The organism is Agrobacterium sp. ST15.16.055 (assembly GCF_027956555.1).
GTDB lineage: Bacteria > Pseudomonadota > Alphaproteobacteria > Rhizobiales > Rhizobiaceae > Agrobacterium > Agrobacterium salinitolerans.
In genome coordinates this window covers 214351-233955 of the sequence record NZ_JAQKGN010000005.1, presented here as the reverse complement: position 1 = coordinate 233955, position 19605 = coordinate 214351, and the positions used below count along the sequence as shown (strand labels likewise).

The following is a 19605-nucleotide window of genomic DNA, read 5'->3' as shown; positions in this document are numbered from 1 at the left end:
GACAACCATGCTGATCGATACCCATTGTCATCTGGATTTTCCCGATTTCGAGGCCGAGCGCGACGACATTATCGCCCGCGCCCATGCTTCTGGCGTCGCCCAGATGGTGACGATCTCGACCCGGGTGCGTCGGCTGCCGGAGCTTTTGAAGATCGCGGAAAAATATCCGTCGGTCTTCTGTTCGGTCGGTACGCATCCCAACAATGCCGACGAGGAACTGGATATTTCCGCCGACGAGCTTGTGCGGCTCGCGGAGAGCCACGACAAGATCGTGGCGATCGGTGAGGCGGGTCTGGATTATTTCTACGATACGCAGAAGCCGGAAGACCAGAAGACCGGCCTCATCCGCCACATCGAGGCCGCAAGACGAACGAAGCTGCCGCTCGTTATCCACAGCCGCAGCGCCGATGAGGACATGGCCGCTATTTTGCGCGATGAAAGCGACAAGGGGGCGTTCCCCTTCATTCTGCACTGCTTCTCTGCCGGCCTTGAATTGGCGAGAACCGGCGTCGAACTTGGCGGTTATGTGTCCTTCTCCGGTATTCTGACCTTCCCGAAATCGCAGGATATCCGTGATATCGCCGCCACCGTGCCGCTGGACAGGCTGCTGGTGGAAACGGATGCGCCTTATCTCGCGCCAAAGCGCTGGCGCGGGAAGCGCAACGAACCCTCCTATGTGGTCAACACGGCGGAGGTTCTGGCCGAGGTGCATGGCGTTTCCTTCGAGCGCATGGCCGAAATCACCACCGAAAACGCCTTCCGCTGCTTTTCCAAGATGACAAGGGTGTAGGCGTGGCAATCTACCGTCGTCGCTTCACGGTTCTCGGTTGCGCGTCGTCGCCTGGCGTGCCGCGCATCAACGGCGACTGGGGCGCCTGCGATCCCGAGAACCCGAAGAACCGGCGCACGCGCGCGGCCTTTATGGTGGAGCAGATCGGCCCGGATGGCGGCAGGACGACCGTCGTTATCGACACCGGCCCGGATTTTCGCGAGCAGATGATCGCCGCAAAGGTGGAAGCCGTCGATGCGGTGCTTTACACCCACGCCCATGCCGACCATCTGCACGGCATAGATGATCTGCGCATCTATTTCGCTCTTCAGAAACACCGCATCCCCATCTATGCCGATCCCGTTACCATGGCGCGCATAAGGGACGGTTTCGCCTATTGCCTGGAGACCCCGCCGGGCAGCAACTATCCGCCCATCGTCGAACCGCGGATCATTGCCGATATCGACACGACCTTGATTATCGACGGGGCAGGCGGGCCGATCCCATTCAACGTGCATATGCAGCAGCATGGCGATGTGCATTCGCTGGGTTTCCGTATTGGTGACGTCGCCTACTGCACCGATGTCAGCGATTTTCCGGCAAAAAGCCTGCCGAAGCTTGCCGGTCTCGATGTCCTCGTCATCGATGCGCTGCAGCACCGTTATCACCCCAGCCATCTTTCGCTGGAACAGGCGCTCAGCTGGATCGAAAGATTCGCACCCAAAAGGGCGATCTTGACCCACATGCACATCCCGCTCGATTATGAAACGGTGATGCGTGAAACGCCTGATCATGTTGAACCGGCTTATGATCAGATGCGTTTCGAAATCGAGATCGAAGCAGCCTGACGCCGCCTGAGAAGGAATAACATGTCGACCAAGCCTTTCCGTGCACCCAGTATGGCGAGCTTTTTCGACAATCTGCGCGCCAGCCGCCTGCGGGCGATGTTTCGGCGCGGTGAAGTGGGGCTGGTGCTTCTTGCCGTCTTGATCGGCATTGCAGCGGGCCTTCTGGTGGCGTTGATCGGCGCCCTGAGCACGGCGCTGCATGTTATGGTTTTCGGCGTCGAGCGGCTGAGCAGCAGCGATCTCTCCGGCCGTATCGTGCTCGCCGGGCCGATCGTCGGCGGTATCGTGCTCGGCATGATCATCTTCATTCTTTCGAAGACACGCAAAAAACCCATGATCGACCCCATCGAGGCGAATGCGCTGCATGGCGGTCGCCTGTCGCTAACGGACAGCATCATCGTCTGCGTGCAGAATATCGTCTCCAATGGTTTTGGCGCTTCTGTCGGGCTTGAGGCCGGCTACACGCAGATCGCCAGCGGCGTTGCATCGAAGATCGGCATCAAGCTGAAACTGCGGCGAGGGGACATGCGTATTCTTGTCGGCTGTGGTGCGGCGGGCGCTATTGCTGCGGCCTTCAACGCGCCTCTGACCGGGGCGTTCTACGCCATCGAACTCATTATCGGCACCTATACCGTGGTGACGCTTGCGCCGCTCATCGTTGCGGCGCTGGTGGCGACGACGGTCATCGGAATTATCGGTGGCCATGGCATCTCGATCGATATTGTCGATGCCAGCCGTGTGACGCCGGCCGATTATGTGCCCGCCATCTTTCTCGGCGTCGTGTGTGCGGCCATTGGCATCGTGCTGATGCAGGCAGTGTCCTTCATCGAAGAAACTGCGCGTAAAAGCGCCATTCCGGGCTGGCTGCGTCCCACGATAGGCGGCGTGGCGGTGGGTGCTCTTGCGCTGATTTCGCCGCAGGTACTGTCGAGCGGCCATGGCGCACTGCATCTCAACATCGATGCCGAACTGACGATATATGGGGTGGCCGGGCTGTTTCTGCTGAAGGCAGCGGCCAGCGCCATTTCCATCGGCTCGAACTTCCGCGGCGGCCTCTTTTTCGCGTCGCTGTTCATGGGCTCGCTGCTCGGCAAGATTTTCGCGCTTTGCGCACCCTATATCGGTTATGGATCGACCGCGCCCATCGTTTATGCCGTGATCGGCATGAGCGCCTTTGCCGCCGCCATCATCGGCGGCCCGCTGACAATGACGTTTCTGGCGCTGGAACTCACAGGCGACTTCCAGATCACGGCTCTGGTGCTTGCCGCCGTCATCACCACCTCGCTCGTGGTGCGCACCACCTTCGGTTATTCCTTCGCCACCTGGCGTTTTCACCTGCGGGGCGAGAGCATTCGCAGCGCCCACGATATCGGCTGGATCCGCGACCTGACGGTCGGCAAGATGATGCGCGCCGATATCCGCAAGGCCAATGTCAGCATGGGGCTTCCGGCCTTCAAGGAGAAGTTCCCGCTCGGCTCCACGCAACGGGTGATCATGACCCATGATGACGGGCGTTATGCCGGCATCGTCCTTGTCCCGGAAATCTACGCCGACCCGATGGATCGCGACCCCAGCAAAATCAGCCTCGAAACCTATCTGCATTACAAGAACGACGTGTTGCTGCCGACCATGAATGCCCGGCAAGCGGCTTCGGCCTTCGATGCGGCGGAAAGTGAAGCCCTGGTCGTCGTCAACGACAAGATCGAAAATCGTCCCGTGGGATTGCTGACTGAAAGCCATACGCTGAGGCGCTATAGCGAAGAACTGGATTTAAGACGCCGGGAGGCATCGGGTGAGTTTTAATATTACATTAGATTATCGTTTTTATATATTGATATAATTATACTTTTTTAATTTCTAATTATCCTTAAACCTTGGCTGGGAACGGTCTTTTCGCCGCGCAGACCCGCGTCAGCCGGATTTCTGTGGCCGACACAGAAATGGGACGGAGGACTTCTCCACTCCAGGGAACCAATTTGTCGCGTATGCGATGCACAACAACTCCACCAAAGTCAGCCTCTGGTTCAACGTCCGACGGCACTGAACCTGTGCTCCCCCACGGCATTTTTCGCTGTCATGTCATTTTTCTCAACGCCTGCTTGACAAAAAAACAGTCCGCGGAATAAATAGACTGACTACTTAATTAATGATTTGTCGAACTGGAAATGGGCCAGTCGGGGAAGATGACGTGGGATTGTTCGCACCCGTCCGGTCCCGAAGCTCGAGTGGCCAGATATTTTTGACTGCCTTCATTCTTATCTGCAGCACGGGAGCCGATGAAACTTGGAGAAAACGATGCCTTCAAAAAGCAGCACGGTTGGGACGACGCCTTTTGCGGCGCCCTGCGGCGAACTCGAAATGGTTTCGGAGCCCGGGTTTCGCGGGCTCGGTCTTCCGCATCGCCGTGCGCCGCTTTATGGCGTCATCGTTGCCGGGGGGCTGTCGCTTTTCGGCAATGCGGTGGCGGCCGTTGCGCTGCCCTGGATCGTGCTGTCCCTGACCGGCAATGCCGCATGGACGGGGATAGCGGCGGCGGCGGGCATGATACCGCTGGTTATCGGCGCTTTCTGCGGCGGCCCCGTCGTCGACCGTTTCGGTTCGCGCATCGTTGCGGTAACCGCCGATCTCGCTAGCGCCCTGAGCGTCGCGGCCATTCCCTTTCTCATGATGACCGGGCAGATGGATATAGGCCTGCTACTCTGCCTGATCGTGGTCGGGGCGCTGCTCGACGGTCCGGGTATGATCGCCCATGATGCAAGGGTGCCGGAACTTGCTCGCATCGCCCGGATGCCGATCGAGCGGGTCACCTCGATAGATGAGTTGCTTGATAATGCGGCGATGATTTTCGGCCCGCCGGTCGCGGGGATCGCCATTGCCGCTTTCGGGATGGAATATGCCTTGATGATCACGGCGGCCTGTTCGCTGCTCGCTGCCGTGATCGGCGCGATCTGTTTGCCGCGTCATAGGCGCAAGTCCGTCGATGCGGATCGCGGCGATGCGACTTTTGCGGGTCTGCGCTTTCTGCTCACGGAGCCGATCCTGCGTCTTCTGCTCATCGTCGCCATGGTGATGCTGGCGGTTTTCGGGGCGCTCAACGCCGTTGTCCTGCCGGTGCTGTTCAAGGCCAGCGGAGCGGATGCCCTCGATCTGGGGCTGTTTCTCTCGGTTTCCGGGGCGGGGGCGGCTTTGTCGGCGGTGGTTTTCGCCATTCGCGGCCACTCCTGGAACGGCCGGGCCGTCCTGCTCGCAGGCATATCCGGCGCGACGCTCTCCATCGGCCTCGTCGCTTTCCTTCAGAGCGGTCCCTTGCTGCTCATCGCGGCGGCCCTGGTCGGTCTTTCCACCGGGGCGCTCGGCCCGCTCGCCAATGCGATATTTCTGAAACGCGCGCCGGCTGCAATCCGCGGCAGCGTGCTTGGAACCACGGCGGCGATTGCGATGACGGCGACGCCGCTTGCCGTGCTGATCGCCGGTTTCGGCCTTGAGGCCGCCGGCGCTGCCCGGTTCTTGTGGGGGCTCAGCGCCACGCTCTGTCTGCTGCTGCTCTGGGTTTTCCTCAACCCGGTCGCGCGCGCGCTGAAGAAATCGCCGCCATGATCGGGCCTCCACCTTTTTTGCGATGCAATCAAACCATCCGTGCGCCGCAGTTTTTGCCACACCCGATGTTCGAACCCGGACCCGTCCTGCCATGAACGACCTGAATTCCTCTTTCCCAAACCACCAGCCCACAAATCCTCGGCCATTGCTCGGAGAAACGACAGGACGACGGCCTTCCAGACGCCTGCTCTGGTGGACGCTGCTAGCCATTGGACTTGCAGGCGGTGCTACCTGGCTGATATCGCCGGTTGAGGAGGCGCCCGCCGTGAGTCAGACCATGACGCCTGTCAAGGTACGGCCGCATGTGTCCGTCGTCACCGCAGCGCCTTATGGTTTCAACGCCGGGCAGGATGTTGCCGGGCTTCTCGCCGCCCGCAACGATATTTCCATCGGTACGGCCGTCACTGGCCAGCGCATCGTCGAGGTTTTCGTCGATGTCGGCGATACGGTTGCGGCCGGGCAATTGCTGGCGCGGCTGGAAAGCAAGACACTCGCGGCCCAGGTTGAACAGACAGAAGCAACCGTCGCCCGCGCCCGCGCCGCACTTGCCGAGGCCGAGGCGGCTGAGATAGAGGCGAGCGAGAATCTGCGCCGCGCCGAAGGGCTTTCCGGCTCCAGCGTCAGCAAGGAACAGCTTGGCCAGCGCCGCGCCGCCGCGGCCATGGCGCAGGCAAAGATCGAGGGCGCCCGTGCCGAACTGGCGGGTGCGCAGGCGCAACTGACCCAGCACCGTCTCGAGCTGGAGCGGACCGAGATTCTTTCGCCGAAACCCGGCCTCATCACACAGCGCCATGCACGTATCGGCGCGATGCCCGATGGTACGGAGCCGCTGTTTCGCCTGTTGCAGGATGGCGAACTGGAGTTTCTGGCCGAAGCGCCGGAACGGGTGCTGCCGTCCCTGCAGACCGGCCAATCCGTAGCGATCGCGGTCAATGGCGTCGGCCGCGCCATTCAGGGGACCATCCGGGTCGTCGAACCGGCGGTCAACACACAAAGCCGTCTCGGCATCGTGCGCATCGCCGTTCGACCGGCCGCCGATCTGAGGGCAGGTGCCTTCGCGCGCGGCAAGGTCGATCTCGGCGAGCGCCGCTTCCTCGTCTCCGTTCCTGAAGCAGCATTGCGGCTGCGCCGCGAAGGTGCGGCCCAGCTTGTGGTGGTCGATGGTGAGAACAAGGTGGCGCGCCGTGCCGTTCGTGTGGGGCAGGCGCAGAACGGCGTCGTTGAAATCCTTGAAGGGTTGAGCGCGGGCGAGCGCATCGTGGAAAGCGCCAGCGCCTTCCTGCGCGACGGCGATGAGATCGTCGGCATCAGCGAAATCGCACAGAAAGAAGAGGGGCGCCGATGACCAATATTTCCTCATGGGCCATCCGCCGTCCCATCCCCACCATCGTCCTTTTCCTGCTTCTGACGCTTATCGGCATCCAGTCCTTCATGAAGCTGCCGGTCAACGCCAATCCGCGCGTCGATTTTCCGATTGTCACGGTCTCCATCGTTCAGGCGGGCGCGGCCCCGGCGGAGCTTGAAACGCAGGTGACGCGGCGGGTCGAAGGTGCGATTTCGGGCCTTGCCGGCATAAGGCATATCCAGTCGACCATCGGTGACGGGCTTTCCACCACGACGGTGGAATTCCAGCTCGGCATCGATACGGCCCGCGCCACCAACGATGTGCGTCAGGCCGTCTCGCAGATCCGCTCCGAAATGCCGCGCGATATCGAGGAACCGACAATCGCCAGCCTCGATGTCGAGGGTGGCGCGATCCTTTATTTTGCGGTTCGCGCCCCGCAAATTTCGCCCGTCGATCTCTCCTGGTTCGTTGACGAGGCCATCGGCCGCGAATTGCTGACGACCAAGGGCGTGCAGCGGGTGCAGCGCATTGCCGGCGTCAGCCGTGAAATTACCGTCCAGCTCGATCCAGACCAACTCACCGCTTTCGGCATCAATGCCGAGGATATCAACAATCAGGTTCAGGCCTTCAACACCAATGTGCCCGGCGGCAGAAGCCGGCTCAACGAGAAGGAACAGTCGATCCGCGCCGTCGGCGGCGCGATCAGCGCCAGCGAGCTGGCGGAGCGGCCGATCAGCCTGCCGAACGGCCAATGGACGACGCTCGCCACGCTCGGAAAGGTGACGGATGGCGCGGCTGAGCCGCGTGAACTGTCACGCCTCGACGGTGAGCCGGTGGTCGGCTTTTCGGTGTTCCGCGCCAAGGGGTCGAGCGACACGGCAGTCGAAGACGCCGTCAATGCCACGATTGCCCGGTTGGTCGCCATCTATCCCGGCGTCGAGATCAACCGGGTGCTTTCGACCGTCGATTATACCCGGGCGAGTTATCAGGTCGCTATGGAGACACTGATCGAAGGTGCTGCGCTGACCGTCGTCGTTGTCTTCCTCTTCCTGCGCGACTGGCGGGCGACGCTGATTGCGGCCGTGGCCATGCCGCTTTCGATCCTGCCCACCTTCACGGTAATGTTGTGGTTCGATTTCACTCTCAACAGCATCACCCTCCTGGCGCTGACGTTGGTGATCGGCATTCTCGTGGATGATGCGATTGTCGAGGTGGAAAATATCGACCGGCATCTGCATATGGGCAAGCGGCCGTTTCAGGCATCCATCGATGCGGCCGATCAGATCGGTTTTGCGGTTCTTGCCATCACCGCCACCATCGTCGCGGTGTTTCTGCCGGTCAGCTTCATCGGCGGCGTCATTGGCCAATATTTCAAGCAGTTCGACCTGACCGTGTCGGTTGCCGTGCTCGCCAGCATGCTGGTGGCGCGTCTCGTGACGCCGCTGATGGCCGCCTATATTCTCGTACCGAAGGCGGTGAAGCACGAAGAACGCGGTGCGCCGAAGTCCCGCATGGGCCGGGGTTACGTAGCGCTTCTGGAACTTGCCCTTCGCCATCGGCTGAAAACCTGCGGCATCGGCGTTCTGGTGCTCGTCGGTTCCTTTCTGCTGGTGCCGCTTCTGCCCTCAGGCTTCCTGCCGAGCGACGACCGCAGCCTGTCGCGTATCCTGATCGAGCTGCCGCCGGATTCGACGCTGCGCGATACCGACAGTGCCGTGCAGTCGGTAACGACGGCGCTCCGGGAAATGCCGGAGGTTAAAAGCGTCTTCGCCTCCATCGGCAGGACGGATGACGGCCCCGACGTTGCCCGCGCCTCCCTGCTGGTCAATCTCGTGCCGGCCTCCGAGCGTACGCTTTCCCAGCGTCAGTTCGAGCTTGGTGCAGCAGACCTGATTGCTCGCACACCCAATATCCGCTTCGCTTTCCAGAATGAAAATGCGGCGCGCGATATTTCCGTCATCCTCGTCGGCGACGAGCCGGAGAAGCTGGCCACTGCGGCTCTTGCCGTGGAAACCGGCATGCGCGGCATCGAGGGAATTGCCAATGTGCAGACCGCCGAACCCCTGCCGCGGGCGGAATTGCAGGTCAGGCCGCGTTTTGACGAGGCGGCTCGGCTTGGCGTTTCCACGCAATCCATCGCCGCCGTCACGCGTATTGCCACAACTGGCGATACGGACGCCAATTCCGCCAAGTTCAATATCGGCGACCGACAGGTGCCGATCCGCGTGATGATCGACCGGCGCGCGCAGAGCAATCTCGATACGCTCGGCATGCTCAGGGTGTCGGTGGCGGATGGCAGCCTGCCGCTGTTATCGGTGGCCGATCTTTCGGTCTCGGAAGGGCCGGGGCAGCTCAACCGCTTCGACCGCATGCGCCGGGTGACCGTCAGCGCCGATCTCGCGGGCATTCCGCTTGGCGTCGCGCTGGAGCGCATCAATGCGCTCGACGCCGTGACCTCGCTTCCGGCCGGCGTGCGGCAGGTGCAATATGGCGATGCCGAATATATCGGTGAGATGTTCCAGAGTTTCAGCGCCGCCATGCTGTTCGGCCTCATGATGGTGCTGGCCGTGCTGATCGTTCTCTTCAAGGATTTTCTTCAGCCGATCACCATCCTCGTGGCATTGCCGCTTTCGGTGGGCGGCGCAATTGTCGGTCTGCTGCTTTATGGCGGCGCGCTCGATCTGCCGGCGGTCATCGGCTTGCTGATGCTGATGGGCATTGTCACCAAGAACTCCATTCTGCTGGTGGAATTCGCCATCGAGAAGCGCAAGGGCGGGCTCAGCCGCCAACGGGCGCTGGTGGAATCCGGCGTCGAGCGCGCCCGTCCGATCATCATGACCACGCTTGCCATGGTTGCTGGCATGATGCCGGCGGCGCTGGGGGTGGGGGCGGATGCCGGTTTCCGCGCGCCCATGGCGATTGCCGTGATCGGCGGCCTCATTACGTCCACCCTGCTGAGCCTCGTCTTCGTGCCCGTCGTCTTCACCTATATGGACGATCTGCGCGGCTGGCTCAGCCGCAGGCTGCAACGTCTCACCTCCGTGACCGCCGCAGACCGGGCAGCGGCGGAGCGCCGGATAGCCGCTGGCGTGGCTGAAACTGCGCAGGGGCATGGATGATGACAGACGCTCCGGTCTCAGGCCTGACGGCGACCGCCATACACGAGCATATCGCCGCCGCCGGGCGATCCGAGGGGTTTCTGTCCGGCCCGGTTTTTCTCGATACCGGATCGGAAGACGTCATCGCGCTCGAGGTGCAATATCACCTGCCATTCTACCGGATGGCCCTGTTCGACCGGCTGGACGTGGCGATGCCGAAACTGCTGGCGGAAGCGGTTCCCAAGCGGCAGGCGGAGTTTCTCGCGGGCCGTTTTCTGGGGCAGGCGGCGCTCACGCTTTTCGGGCATGACCCTCAGCCGATCGGCATCGGCAACAGGCGCGAGCCGGTATGGCCTTCAGGCATAAGCGGCTCGATCAGCCATTCCCACGGCATCTGCGTGTGCATGGTAACGCAGGAGCACGATGTCAGGGTCGGTGTCGATATAGAAAAGATTGAGCCAGGGGCGGTAACGGAGATCATCCTGAAGCGCGCCCTGGCGCCGCTGGAGCGCAGGCTGATTGCCGAACTGGAGGAATGTGACGCAAGCATACTGCCTTTTCTGGTGTTTTCCGCCAAGGAGACGCTGTTCAAGGCGCTTTATCCGGTGGTTGGACGCCATTTCGATTTCCAGGCGGCGCGTCTTTTCGAAAAACCCGGTCGCGATGAACTGCGGCTGGAACTGACGCGCCCGCTACATCGCTCACTTCCGGCGGGACGCCGTTTTTCCATACGCTTTTCGGTGGCGGGCAGTTTTGTCCGCACCTGGCTTGTTTGTCGTTAAACCCATATTTCAGGGAGATATAGATGAGTGACAGGGATCTTCGCGTAACGCTTGTGCAGGCCGATCTGGCCTGGGAAAACATCGAGCGGAATTTGCAGCAGTTCGACCGGCATCTCAATGAGATCGAGACGACGGATCTGATCGTCCTGCCGGAGATGTTCACCACAGGTTTCAGCATGAACCCGAAGGCCGTGGCGGAACCCATGGACGGGCAGGCAGTAAATTGGTTGCTGGAAACTGCACGCCGGCATGACGCGGATATCGTCGGCAGCGTGGCGATTGCCGAAGACGGCCGCTATTTCAATCGGCTGATCTGGGCGCGTCCCGACGGCACGCTCATTCATTACGACAAGCGGCATCTGTTCACCTATGCAGGCGAGCACGAGCATTATACGCCGGGGCAGGCGCAGCAGTTGATCGAGCTAAAGGGCTGGAGCATCGCGCCTTTCATCTGTTTCGATCTGCGCTTCCCGGTCTGGTCGCGCAATCGCGGCCAATATGATGCTGCGATCTATATAGCGAGCTGGCCCGCCCGGCGGGCCTCCCACTGGAAAACGCTGCTGCCGGCCCGGGCCATCGAAAACCAGTCCTATGTCATCGGCGTCAACCGCATCGGTATCGACGGCAATGATCTCTCCTATGACGGCGACAGCATGGTCATCGACCCCCTGGGCGAGACATGTTTTCACGCCAATGTGAACGCAACCGTGCATCAGCAGCGGCTCTCCCGTCAATTGCTGGATGAAACCCGGACGAAACTGCCTTTTTTGCGCGAATGCGAACGCTTTGAATTGACCGCCTGATGCCGCTGGCAACCGAAATTCGGTCGGGGCGGGTGCTCCTCCGCCCTCCATTCGCCTCTTACGGGTAAGAGCGGGTTGACAAGGGGCCGCGATATAATTAATGGACTAAGCGCTCAATTAATTTATGGGAGCAATCATGGCCCGCAAGCTGGATCCAGCCAAGCATGAAGCCAAGCGGCAGCAGATTCTTGAAGCCGCCATTACCTGCTTCGCGCAAAACGGCTTTCACCAGACCACCACGGCGCAGATTTGCGCGGCGGTTGGCATGAGCTCCGGCAATCTCTTCCACTATTTCGACAGCAAGGAAGCGATCATTGAAACGATCGTTGCCGAAGAACGTCGGGAAACCGCTGACTATTTTGCCGAACTCGGCGCGGCGGACGATCAGTTCGGTGCGATTTTGGGTTTCGTCGACGCCTCGCTGGAGCTTGCGACCGATCCGACCTATGCCCGGCTGGTGCTGGAAATCGCTTCCGAAGCCATTCGCAACCCAGCCATTCATGCGCTTGTACGCACCGCAGATCAGGAAATTCGCGCGGGCATCGCCGATCTCGTGCGCAAGGGAATGGAACGGGGACAGATCGACACCAACCTCGACGCCGAGCGGGCCGCCACCTGGATCGCGGCGTTGATAGACGGTGTTTTCTCGCGTCTGGCGGTCGATCCCGATTTCCAGCCACTTAAAGAAGCTGAGATGATGCATCTGATCGTCGGCCGCTTCCTATCGGCACGGCGATATTCCAAAGCAGCGGATGAAACCTGCCAATGTGCGATGCCGGCAACGGCTGGGGCATAGGCCCGTACCGAATAGTCCTGGAAAACCGGACTGCGGTTTTCATTTTATGTCTCCGGCAGCCGCCGACATGCGGCGGCAGGCTCGCTTGTATCTATGAGAAATCCGATCGTTGATGCGTGGATTTTGACAGCCAGTTTTCACCAACTCAACTAAAGATGTCTGAATTATGAAATTTCAACGTAAAGTATATTAATGCTTTTCAATTGAATGAATATGTGTTTTATACGGTATCAGACACTTAAGTTCGAAATTAACTTACGAATATACTTAATAAATATTCCGATAGCGGAGTATTGATTTCGCCTATTTACGCGCTAAGACGCGATTATTTCGAATTACATCCTGATTTTTCTTGTCTCTGACGGGAGCGTTGCTTTCCGTCCCCAGGGAAGGACTATTATTGTGATGCTGCAGAACCACACACCTACACCGCCCCCTCTGGATATCGCGATCGTCGGCATGGCCAGCCATTTTCCCGATGCGGCCGATCTTTATGATTTCTGGTCCAATATCGTGAACGGTCACGACGCGATCCGCGACGTCGAAACGGTCGATCCGGTGGAATATTGGAAACCGGAGGATTATTACGATCCCGATCCACGCGCTGCCGACAAAGTCTATGGCCGCAAGGCCGGCTTTGTGCCACCGATCAATTTCGATCCGGTCGGTTTCAAGTTGCCGCCGCTGATGCTGCAATCGATCAGCACGGCGCAGCTTTTCGCGCTGCATGTTGCGAAACAGGCCATGGCGGATGCTGGTCTCCTGGGGCCGGGGGCCGACAAGGTCGACCGCGACCGGATCGGCGTCATTCTGGGCGGCTCCGGCAACGGCAATACGGCGTTTTCACTGGCGGTGCGTCAGCAAATCCCGTTCCTGCGTAATATCCTCCTCAATAGCGGTTTGTCCGCGGAGGTGGCGGAAGACACGGTCGAGCGATTGCAGGGCCTGTCGCTGGAATGGAACGAGGATAGTTTTCCCGGCTTTCTCGGCAATGTGGCCTGTGGCCGCATCGCCAGCTATTTCGATCTCGGCGGCACGTCCTACATGGTCGACGCCGCCTGCGCGAGCAGTCTCGCCGCCATCAAGGCCGCTATCGGTGAATTGACGGATGGCAGCTGCGACGCCGTGCTGACCGGCGGCGTCAATCTCGAAAATTCGATTTTCTCTTTCCTGTGCTTCAGCAAAACGCCGGCTTTATCGAAAAGCAACCGATCGCGGCCCTTCGACAAGAAATCGGACGGCATGATGCTGGGCGATGGCGTCGGTTATCTGGTGCTGAAGCGGCTTTCGGACGCCGAGCGTGACGGCGACCGCATCTATGCGGTGATCCGGGCGCTCGGCGCTTCCAGTGACGGCCGCGCCAAGAGCATTTTCGCGCCGCGTTCGGAAGGTCAGGTAAAGGCGCTGAAGCGCGCCTATGCCCAGGCGGGATTGACGCTGGCCGACATTCAGTTGATCGAAGCGCATGGCACCGGCACGGAATCCGGCGACGAGACCGAGATCAAGAGCCTCATCAGGCTGTCCGAGGAGCAGGGTATCGATGGGAGCCATTCCATCGCCATCGGCAGCATCAAATCGCAGATCGGCCATACGCGTTGCGCGGCCGGCGCGGTGGCGATGATGAAAGTGGCGCTCGGCCTTTATCACAAGGTTCTGCCGCCGACGATCAATGTGGAGGAACCGACAGAGGCTCTGACCCGGCCGTTATACATCAATACGCTGGCGCGCCCGTGGATGCGCCCGCCGGGCGGCGAATTGCGGCGCGGGGCGCTCAGCGCCTTCGGTTTCGGCGGCACCAATTTCCACGTCATTCTGGAAGAATATGAAGCGGAAACGCGCGAAGAGGCCTACAGGCTGAGCCGGTCGGCGCAGGTTCTGGCGTTTCATGCGCCGACACCCGCCTTGCTGAAGGCGACGTGCCTAGGCGCTCTTTCGCAGCTTTCCGGGGAGGCGAAGGCTGCCTTTTTCGAGGCACATCTGGCGGATGGCGGCAGGCTCGCCCCTGCGCCATCCTCCGCCCGTCTCGCTTTCGCGGCAGCGACGCCGGAAGAAGCGCATGAACTTCTGGCGCAGGCCGTGCCCCTGCTGCAATCCGGGTCTGACAAGGCGTTCGAACATCCGGCTGGCATCTATTACCGGCCCGAGGCGGCGCCGGTTGCAGGCCGTATCGTTGCGCTTTTCCCGGGGCAGGGCGCGCAATATGTCAATATGGGCGCGGGCGTGACCCTTGATTATCCTGAGCTGCGTCAGGCGGTGGAGGAGGCCGATGCCGTGGCGCTCGCTGCCGGCTTTCCGCCTTTGTCGGCTGTCATTTACCCCCAGCCGGCCTTTTCCGATGAGGAAACTCTCGCGCAGGCCCGCGAGCTGACCCGCACCGCCAATGCGCAACCGGCCATCGGTGCGGTGAGCGCCGGCTACTTCCGGCTGCTGCGACGTCTCGGCTTTGCGCCTGATTTTGTCGCCGGGCACAGCTATGGCGAGTTGACCGCGCTCTGGGCGGCGGGCGTGCTTTCGGATGCGGATTTTCACCGTGCCTCGATAGCGCGCGGCCGCGCCGTCGAGATGCCGAGCGGCTTTGCCGATCCGGGTGCGATGCTCGCCGCGCAGATGCGTCAAGAGGAGGCAGGAGAATTGCTAGCCGCCGTCCCGGATATCGTGATCGCCAATGACAATGCACCGGAACAGCTTGTTTTCGGCGGTTCCACGGAAGCCATTGCGCGCGCTCATGCCTGGCTTTCGCAGCGTGGCCGCCGCAGCCAGACCCTGCCCGTTTCGACAGCCTTCCACACGTCCTATGTCAGCCATGCGGCCGATCCCTACCGGGAAGGTATTGCCGGCGTCGAATTCACAAGACCGCGCTGTGCGCTTTATTCCAGCGCGACGGCCGAACCCTATGGCGATGACCCCGCGCAATATCGCGATGCGCTGGTCGGGCAGCTTGTGCAGCCCGTGCGTTTCCGCGAAATGATCGAGCGGCTCTACGCCGATGGCGGTTATCTGTTCGTCGAGGTCGGTCCCAAGGGCATTCTCGGCAAACTGACCGCCGACATTCTAAAGGGCAAGCCGCATGCGGTGGTTTCGCTCAATCCAAGCGCCAATGGCGAAGAAGCAGTGCAATTGCACAGGGCGCTGGCGAAGCTGGTGGTGGAGGGCGTGCCCCTTTCCGCGGCTGACCCTTACGCCCGCAAGCGTTCGCCGGAGGAGCGGCCGGCCAGGCAGGCTTCCAGCTTTACCCTTCAGGGCGGTTTTTACCTGACCGAGAAGAACCGCAAGCGGCGCGAACATGCGTTGCGCCACGATACGCGCGTGGTGGAGAAATTCCTCGCCGAGCGCACCGCACGAAACACGCCCGGCCCGGCTGTTTATCCGGACCCTGAGGCCGGACCTCAGCCCGTACAGAACGCTCCCGCACTGGTTGCAGAGCCCGTCTCCCCCCATTTGTCCTCCTCCACTCAGCCCTCCCATGCCACTGACAGGATCGAGATAACAATGACGCGCCAATCCGAGAATATTCCGAAGCCGGACCAGATGGACAGGCAGATCGAAAGCCAGAATTTGCTCAGCCAGCTTCACCAGCAGTTCCAGACCAACCAGAAAGATTATATCGACATGCTGGGGTCTCTGGTCAGCAAGCAGCACAGCCTGCTGGAGAAGTTCCATGGCCATCCGCAGATGGAGAGCATGACCGCAAGTCTGGCCCGTAGCCTGCAATTGCTGGAGCGCAATCAGGAACTCTACCATTCCAACCATGAGCGATATTTCGACAACCAGATGTCGCTGATGAGCGGCGAGGCGGTCCGCAGCCGTGCGCCTGTGCCGGCCCTTTTGCCGAACACGCTGGAGATGCCGAATCCGGCGGAACCGCTGGCATTGCCGCATCATCAGAGTTTGGCGCCCGCGCCGCAGACGGAGACAAAGCCCGCCATTGTGTCGGCTACGCAGCCGTCCGCTGCCCCGGTTACGGCCATTGTCGCTCCGAAACCGCTTGTGCCGACAATGTCCGTTCCTCAGTCAATGCCGGTGGCTGCTCAGGCTCCGCTTCTCAGCGCCGAGGATCAGTCGCGAATCGCAGTCCTTGAAGCCATAACCGAAGAGCGGCTGATCCGCGAATTGACGGAAATCGTCAGCGAGCGCACGGGATATCCGGTCGACATGATCGGCGATCAGATGGATCTCGAGGCTGATCTCGGTATCGATTCCATCAAGCGTCTGGAGATTTTCGGGGCGATGTTCGACCGTCTGTCGAATGGCACCCGGCTTCTGGAAGATGCGGACAAGAACCGCAACGACGAGAATTTCGATATCGAAACCATGAGCAATATCGCCAAGATGACGCAGTTCTTCCTGCGCACGGTCGAAGAATTGCTCGCCGGCATCAAAGGCTCGTCGCCCGCCGTCACACCCGCCGCAGAAGTCGTAACGCCGTTAGCGGTGGCGGCTCGGACTCTCAGCCCCGAGGATCAGGCGAGAATTGCGATGCTTGAAGGGATCACCGAGGAGCGGCTGGTGCGTGAATTGACGGAAATCGTCAGCGAGCGCACGGGCTATCCGATCGATATGATCGGCGACCAGATGGATTTGGAGGCCGATCTCGGCATAGACTCCATCAAGCGTCTGGAAATTTTCGGCGCGATGTTCGACCGTCTGTCGAATGGCACGCGGCTTCTGGACGATGCGGACAAGAACCGCAACGACGAGAATTTCGATATCGAAACCATGAGCAATATCGCCAAGATGACGCAGTTCTTCCTGCGCACCATCGGCGAATTGCTGGCCGATATCAAAGGCGTGTCACCCGTGACCGCCGTTACGGAAACGCCGAAGCCTGCCGCCCCCGCCAGCGCGTCTGCCGCGGTCGGTGCTTCCGTCGTTACCCTCCAGCGTCTAGGCGTGGTGACATCCACGAAGCTCTCCGGCACGGGCGACGAGGAGGACTCCCAACCAAAAAAAGCTTTGGCTGAGCAGGATGCATTCGCGCCTCTTGCTCAGCCGGTTATCGCCGCCCCTGTCGTCTATCGTCACCTTGTGGTGCGTCAGGACCTTTCGCGGCCTGACAGAATGCCGCTGGCGCTCGCCGCCGGCCGCATCTGGCTTATCGTCGATGACGGCAAGGGATTGAGCGAGATATTGGCCGCGCGCCTGATGGGGCAGGGGCAGAAAGTCACCCGTATTCAATTGTCCGCGCCGGCAAAACCGGCAAAGGGCAAAAGAACCGCAAAGCAGCAAGCTGCCAGAACGGCCGTGGAAGGTGTGAGAGATTACAGTCTCCAGGACCGAGGCAAAGCGGCCATCGAGACTTTGATCGCCGAAATCGAACAGGCAGAAGGTCCGATTGGCGGCTTCATCCATCTGCAACCTGCAACTGGAGCGGCATCGCTCGGTGAAGTCTTTGCCGAGGTCGGTTATGACGCCGCCGAGACGCTATTCACCATGGCCGGCGTCCTGCAACCGCGACTGACGCATGCAGAGGGGCGCAGCACCTTCTTTGCCGTCAGCCAATATGACGGTGGGCTGGGAACGGCGGGCAGGGGCCTCTTCAACGCGGCCGGCGCGAGTGTCGGCGGATTGGCGAAATCGCTCGCCGTCGAATGGGAAGACGTCTTTTGCCGCTGGGTGGATATTGATCCGGACCTCACGGCTGAAGAAGCGGCCGACCTCATCATCGAGGAACTGGAAGACCCGCAGACGGCGCTGGTGGAGGTTGGACGCGGTTCTGAAGGATCCCGTATGACCCTGACAGGCCGCGCCGAACCGGTGACAACCCAGCAGGAGACCGGGCTCAATGCGGACAGCGTGCTGCTCGTCAGCGGCGGAGCGCGCGGAATTACCGCCGATTGCGTGATTGCATTGGCCGAACGTCACCCGGTCCGTTTCGCCCTGCTGGGACGCACGGATATCGATGCGCCGCTGCCCGAATGGGCCGAGGGCATCGAGGGCGATGAGGCCCTCAAGGCGGCGGCGATTGCGGCCATGCAGGCCGAAGGCGAACAGCCGACGCCGGTAAAAGTGGAAAAAATGCTGAATGGCCTGCGCCATGCGGCACAAATCCGCCAGACCTTGGTCAGGATCGAAGAACTGGGCGGCAAGGCGGCTTATTTCGCCTGCGATATCGCCAACGCGAATGATGTCGAGCGCACGGTCGTCGCCGTCGAGGAAACCCTCGGCAAGGTTACTGGCATCATCCATGGCGCTGGCCTTTTGGCCGACAAGCGTATCGAGAAAAAGACCGCTGAGGATTTCACCGCGGTTTTCGATACCAAGGTGCGCGGCCTGCAAAACCTCATGCAGGCGCTCCGGCCGGAGGCAATAAGGCATCTGGTGCTGTTTTCGTCCGTCTCAGGTTTCTTCGGCAATGCCGGGCAAACCGACTACGCCATGGCGAACGAGGCGCTGAACAAGTTCGCGCATAGGTTCAAGGCGAACTATCCCGATGCTTTCGTCCGCAGCATCGGCTGGGGTCCGTGGGATAGCGGCATGGTCAATGACGTGCTCAAGAAGGCGTATAGTGAGCGCGGGCTGGCGATCATTCCGGTGGAAACGGGTAGCAGGTTCTTCGCCGACGAGTTCGGCTCCGGCGAGGCTGCGCAGATCCTGGTGGGCGGCGACAGCTACAAGGTGGCGTACACAGTCAAGACGATAACGGCCTCGCGCATTGTCGAACGCGTCGTCAATCTCGATACCGCGCCCTTCCTCGCCGACCATGTGGTCGACGGGCGGTTCGTCCTGCCGGCGACGGCGGCAGCGAGCTGGCTGGTGAAGCTAGCGGAAGACATGTTGCCCGGCTACCGTTTCGAGACCCTGCTCGGCTTCAAGGTTATCAAGGGCGTTGCTTTGCATAGCGGGGAAACCTGCCTTCTGGAGGCGCAGATCGAACCGGCGGTGGCGACCCATGGCCTGGCTGCCGGCGACCGGCATGCGCTGACGATCTCGGTTTTCAGCGGGTCGGGTTCCGAACGTCACAACCGCTATATCGGCACCGTGGTCCTGAGCCGTGAAATGAGCCTTCGCCCGCGCCTCGGTTCCTTCGATCTGCGCAAAGATGATGAGCCGCTGGGTTATCCGCTCTATGGCACGCCGCAGGAAGGCCCGCTGCTGTTCCACGGTCCAAGTTTCCGGGGGCTGCGGGAGGTGCTGAATGGCGGCGACCATGGCCTGACGCTCGCCTGTAAACTCACGCCGGTGGAAGAAGCGATGCAGGGGCGGTTCCGCACCACATCCTTCAACGCCTATATCGGTGACGTCTTCATGCAGGCGCCGTGGCTGTGGTTGATCCTCGGCAGCGACTATGCCGGATTGCCTTCCGCCATCGGCCGTGTCGACCGGTTCGCCACGCTCGGTTTCGGTGAGCCGTTCTTCCTCTCCATGACGATCAAATCCCTCACACAGGCAAGCCTGCTGGTGGATATCGCCGTGCATGACGAGGTGGGGCAGCTTCATTTCCGGCTGTCGGATGTCCAGTTCACCATTTCCCGGCAATTGCGCGCGCGGCTGGTGGGACGTGAAGAAAAGGTCGAGGCGGCTGAATAGCCGCCCGACAATTCTTCGGAAAAGCGAAGGCTTTCCGGGG

Annotated in this window: 10 protein-coding genes; all 10 read left to right on the top strand. The window is 60.9% G+C overall.

Translation table 11 applies throughout. The features are described from left to right. Nucleotides 1–7 precede the first annotated feature (7 nt). Nucleotides 8–790 (top strand): TatD family hydrolase, encoded by a 783-nt coding sequence (locus tag PL599_RS10830; RefSeq protein ID WP_269823936.1) that lies wholly within the window; start codon nucleotides 8–10, stop codon nucleotides 788–790. Nucleotides 791–792: 2 nt separating this feature from the next. Then, a complete protein-coding gene (locus PL599_RS10825) occupies nucleotides 793–1617 on the top strand; it encodes an MBL fold metallo-hydrolase (protein ID WP_269823937.1) in 825 nt (274 codons plus the stop codon). A gap of 21 nt (nucleotides 1618–1638) precedes the next feature. Beyond that, on the top strand, nucleotides 1639–3420 hold the full coding sequence (locus tag PL599_RS10820; RefSeq protein WP_416172487.1) for a chloride channel protein: 1782 nt from the start codon (nucleotides 1639–1641) through the stop codon (nucleotides 3418–3420). A 492-nt stretch (nucleotides 3421–3912) separates the two neighbouring features. Next, a complete protein-coding gene (locus tag PL599_RS10815) occupies nucleotides 3913–5214 on the top strand; it encodes an MFS transporter (protein ID WP_269823938.1) in 1302 nt (433 codons plus the stop codon). 265 nt (nucleotides 5215–5479) lie between these two features. After that, on the top strand, nucleotides 5480–6559 hold the full coding sequence (locus tag PL599_RS10810; RefSeq protein WP_269823939.1) for an efflux RND transporter periplasmic adaptor subunit: 1080 nt from the start codon (nucleotides 5480–5482) through the stop codon (nucleotides 6557–6559). Then, the gene (locus PL599_RS10805; protein ID WP_271359055.1) at nucleotides 6556–9678 is read left to right on the top strand and encodes an efflux RND transporter permease subunit; all 3123 of its coding nucleotides are present in this window, start codon (nucleotides 6556–6558) and stop codon (nucleotides 9676–9678) included. The genes PL599_RS10810 and PL599_RS10805 overlap by 4 nt, the downstream gene beginning before the upstream one ends. Then, nucleotides 9678–10439, top strand: a complete 762-nt coding sequence (locus PL599_RS10800; protein ID WP_191218290.1) for a 4'-phosphopantetheinyl transferase family protein — start codon at nucleotides 9678–9680, stop codon at nucleotides 10437–10439. Before PL599_RS10805 ends, PL599_RS10800 begins: the two co-directional genes overlap by 1 nt. Before the next feature lie 23 nt (nucleotides 10440–10462). Next, nucleotides 10463–11242 (top strand): amidohydrolase, encoded by a 780-nt coding sequence (locus tag PL599_RS10795; protein ID WP_137410295.1) that lies wholly within the window; start codon nucleotides 10463–10465, stop codon nucleotides 11240–11242. A 136-nt stretch (nucleotides 11243–11378) separates the two neighbouring features. Next, nucleotides 11379–12038 (top strand): TetR/AcrR family transcriptional regulator, encoded by a 660-nt coding sequence (locus PL599_RS10790; RefSeq protein ID WP_269823941.1) that lies wholly within the window; start codon nucleotides 11379–11381, stop codon nucleotides 12036–12038. 405 nt (nucleotides 12039–12443) lie between these two features. Then, nucleotides 12444–19565, top strand: coding sequence for a type I polyketide synthase (locus PL599_RS10785; RefSeq protein ID WP_271359054.1), 7122 nt, complete (start codon nucleotides 12444–12446; stop codon nucleotides 19563–19565). Nucleotides 19566–19605 lie beyond the last annotated feature (40 nt).

Bases quoted from the DNA above. Each gene is read 5' to 3' on its own strand.
- PL599_RS10830 (WP_269823936.1), top strand. From the start codon at position 8: ATGCTGATCGATACCCATTGTCATCTGGATTTTCCCGATTTCGAGGCC.
- PL599_RS10820 (WP_416172487.1), top strand. From the start codon at position 1,639: ATGTCGACCAAGCCTTTCCGTGCACCCAGTATGGCGAGCTTTTTCGAC.
- PL599_RS10815 (WP_269823938.1), top strand. From the start codon at position 3,913: ATGCCTTCAAAAAGCAGCACGGTTGGGACGACGCCTTTTGCGGCGCCC.
- PL599_RS10805 (WP_271359055.1), top strand. From the start codon at position 6,556: ATGACCAATATTTCCTCATGGGCCATCCGCCGTCCCATCCCCACCATC.
- PL599_RS10800 (WP_191218290.1), top strand. From the start codon at position 9,678: ATGACAGACGCTCCGGTCTCAGGCCTGACGGCGACCGCCATACACGAG.
- PL599_RS10795 (WP_137410295.1), top strand. From the start codon at position 10,463: ATGAGTGACAGGGATCTTCGCGTAACGCTTGTGCAGGCCGATCTGGCC.
- PL599_RS10790 (WP_269823941.1), top strand. From the start codon at position 11,379: ATGGCCCGCAAGCTGGATCCAGCCAAGCATGAAGCCAAGCGGCAGCAG.
- PL599_RS10785 (WP_271359054.1), top strand. From the start codon at position 12,444: ATGCTGCAGAACCACACACCTACACCGCCCCCTCTGGATATCGCGATC.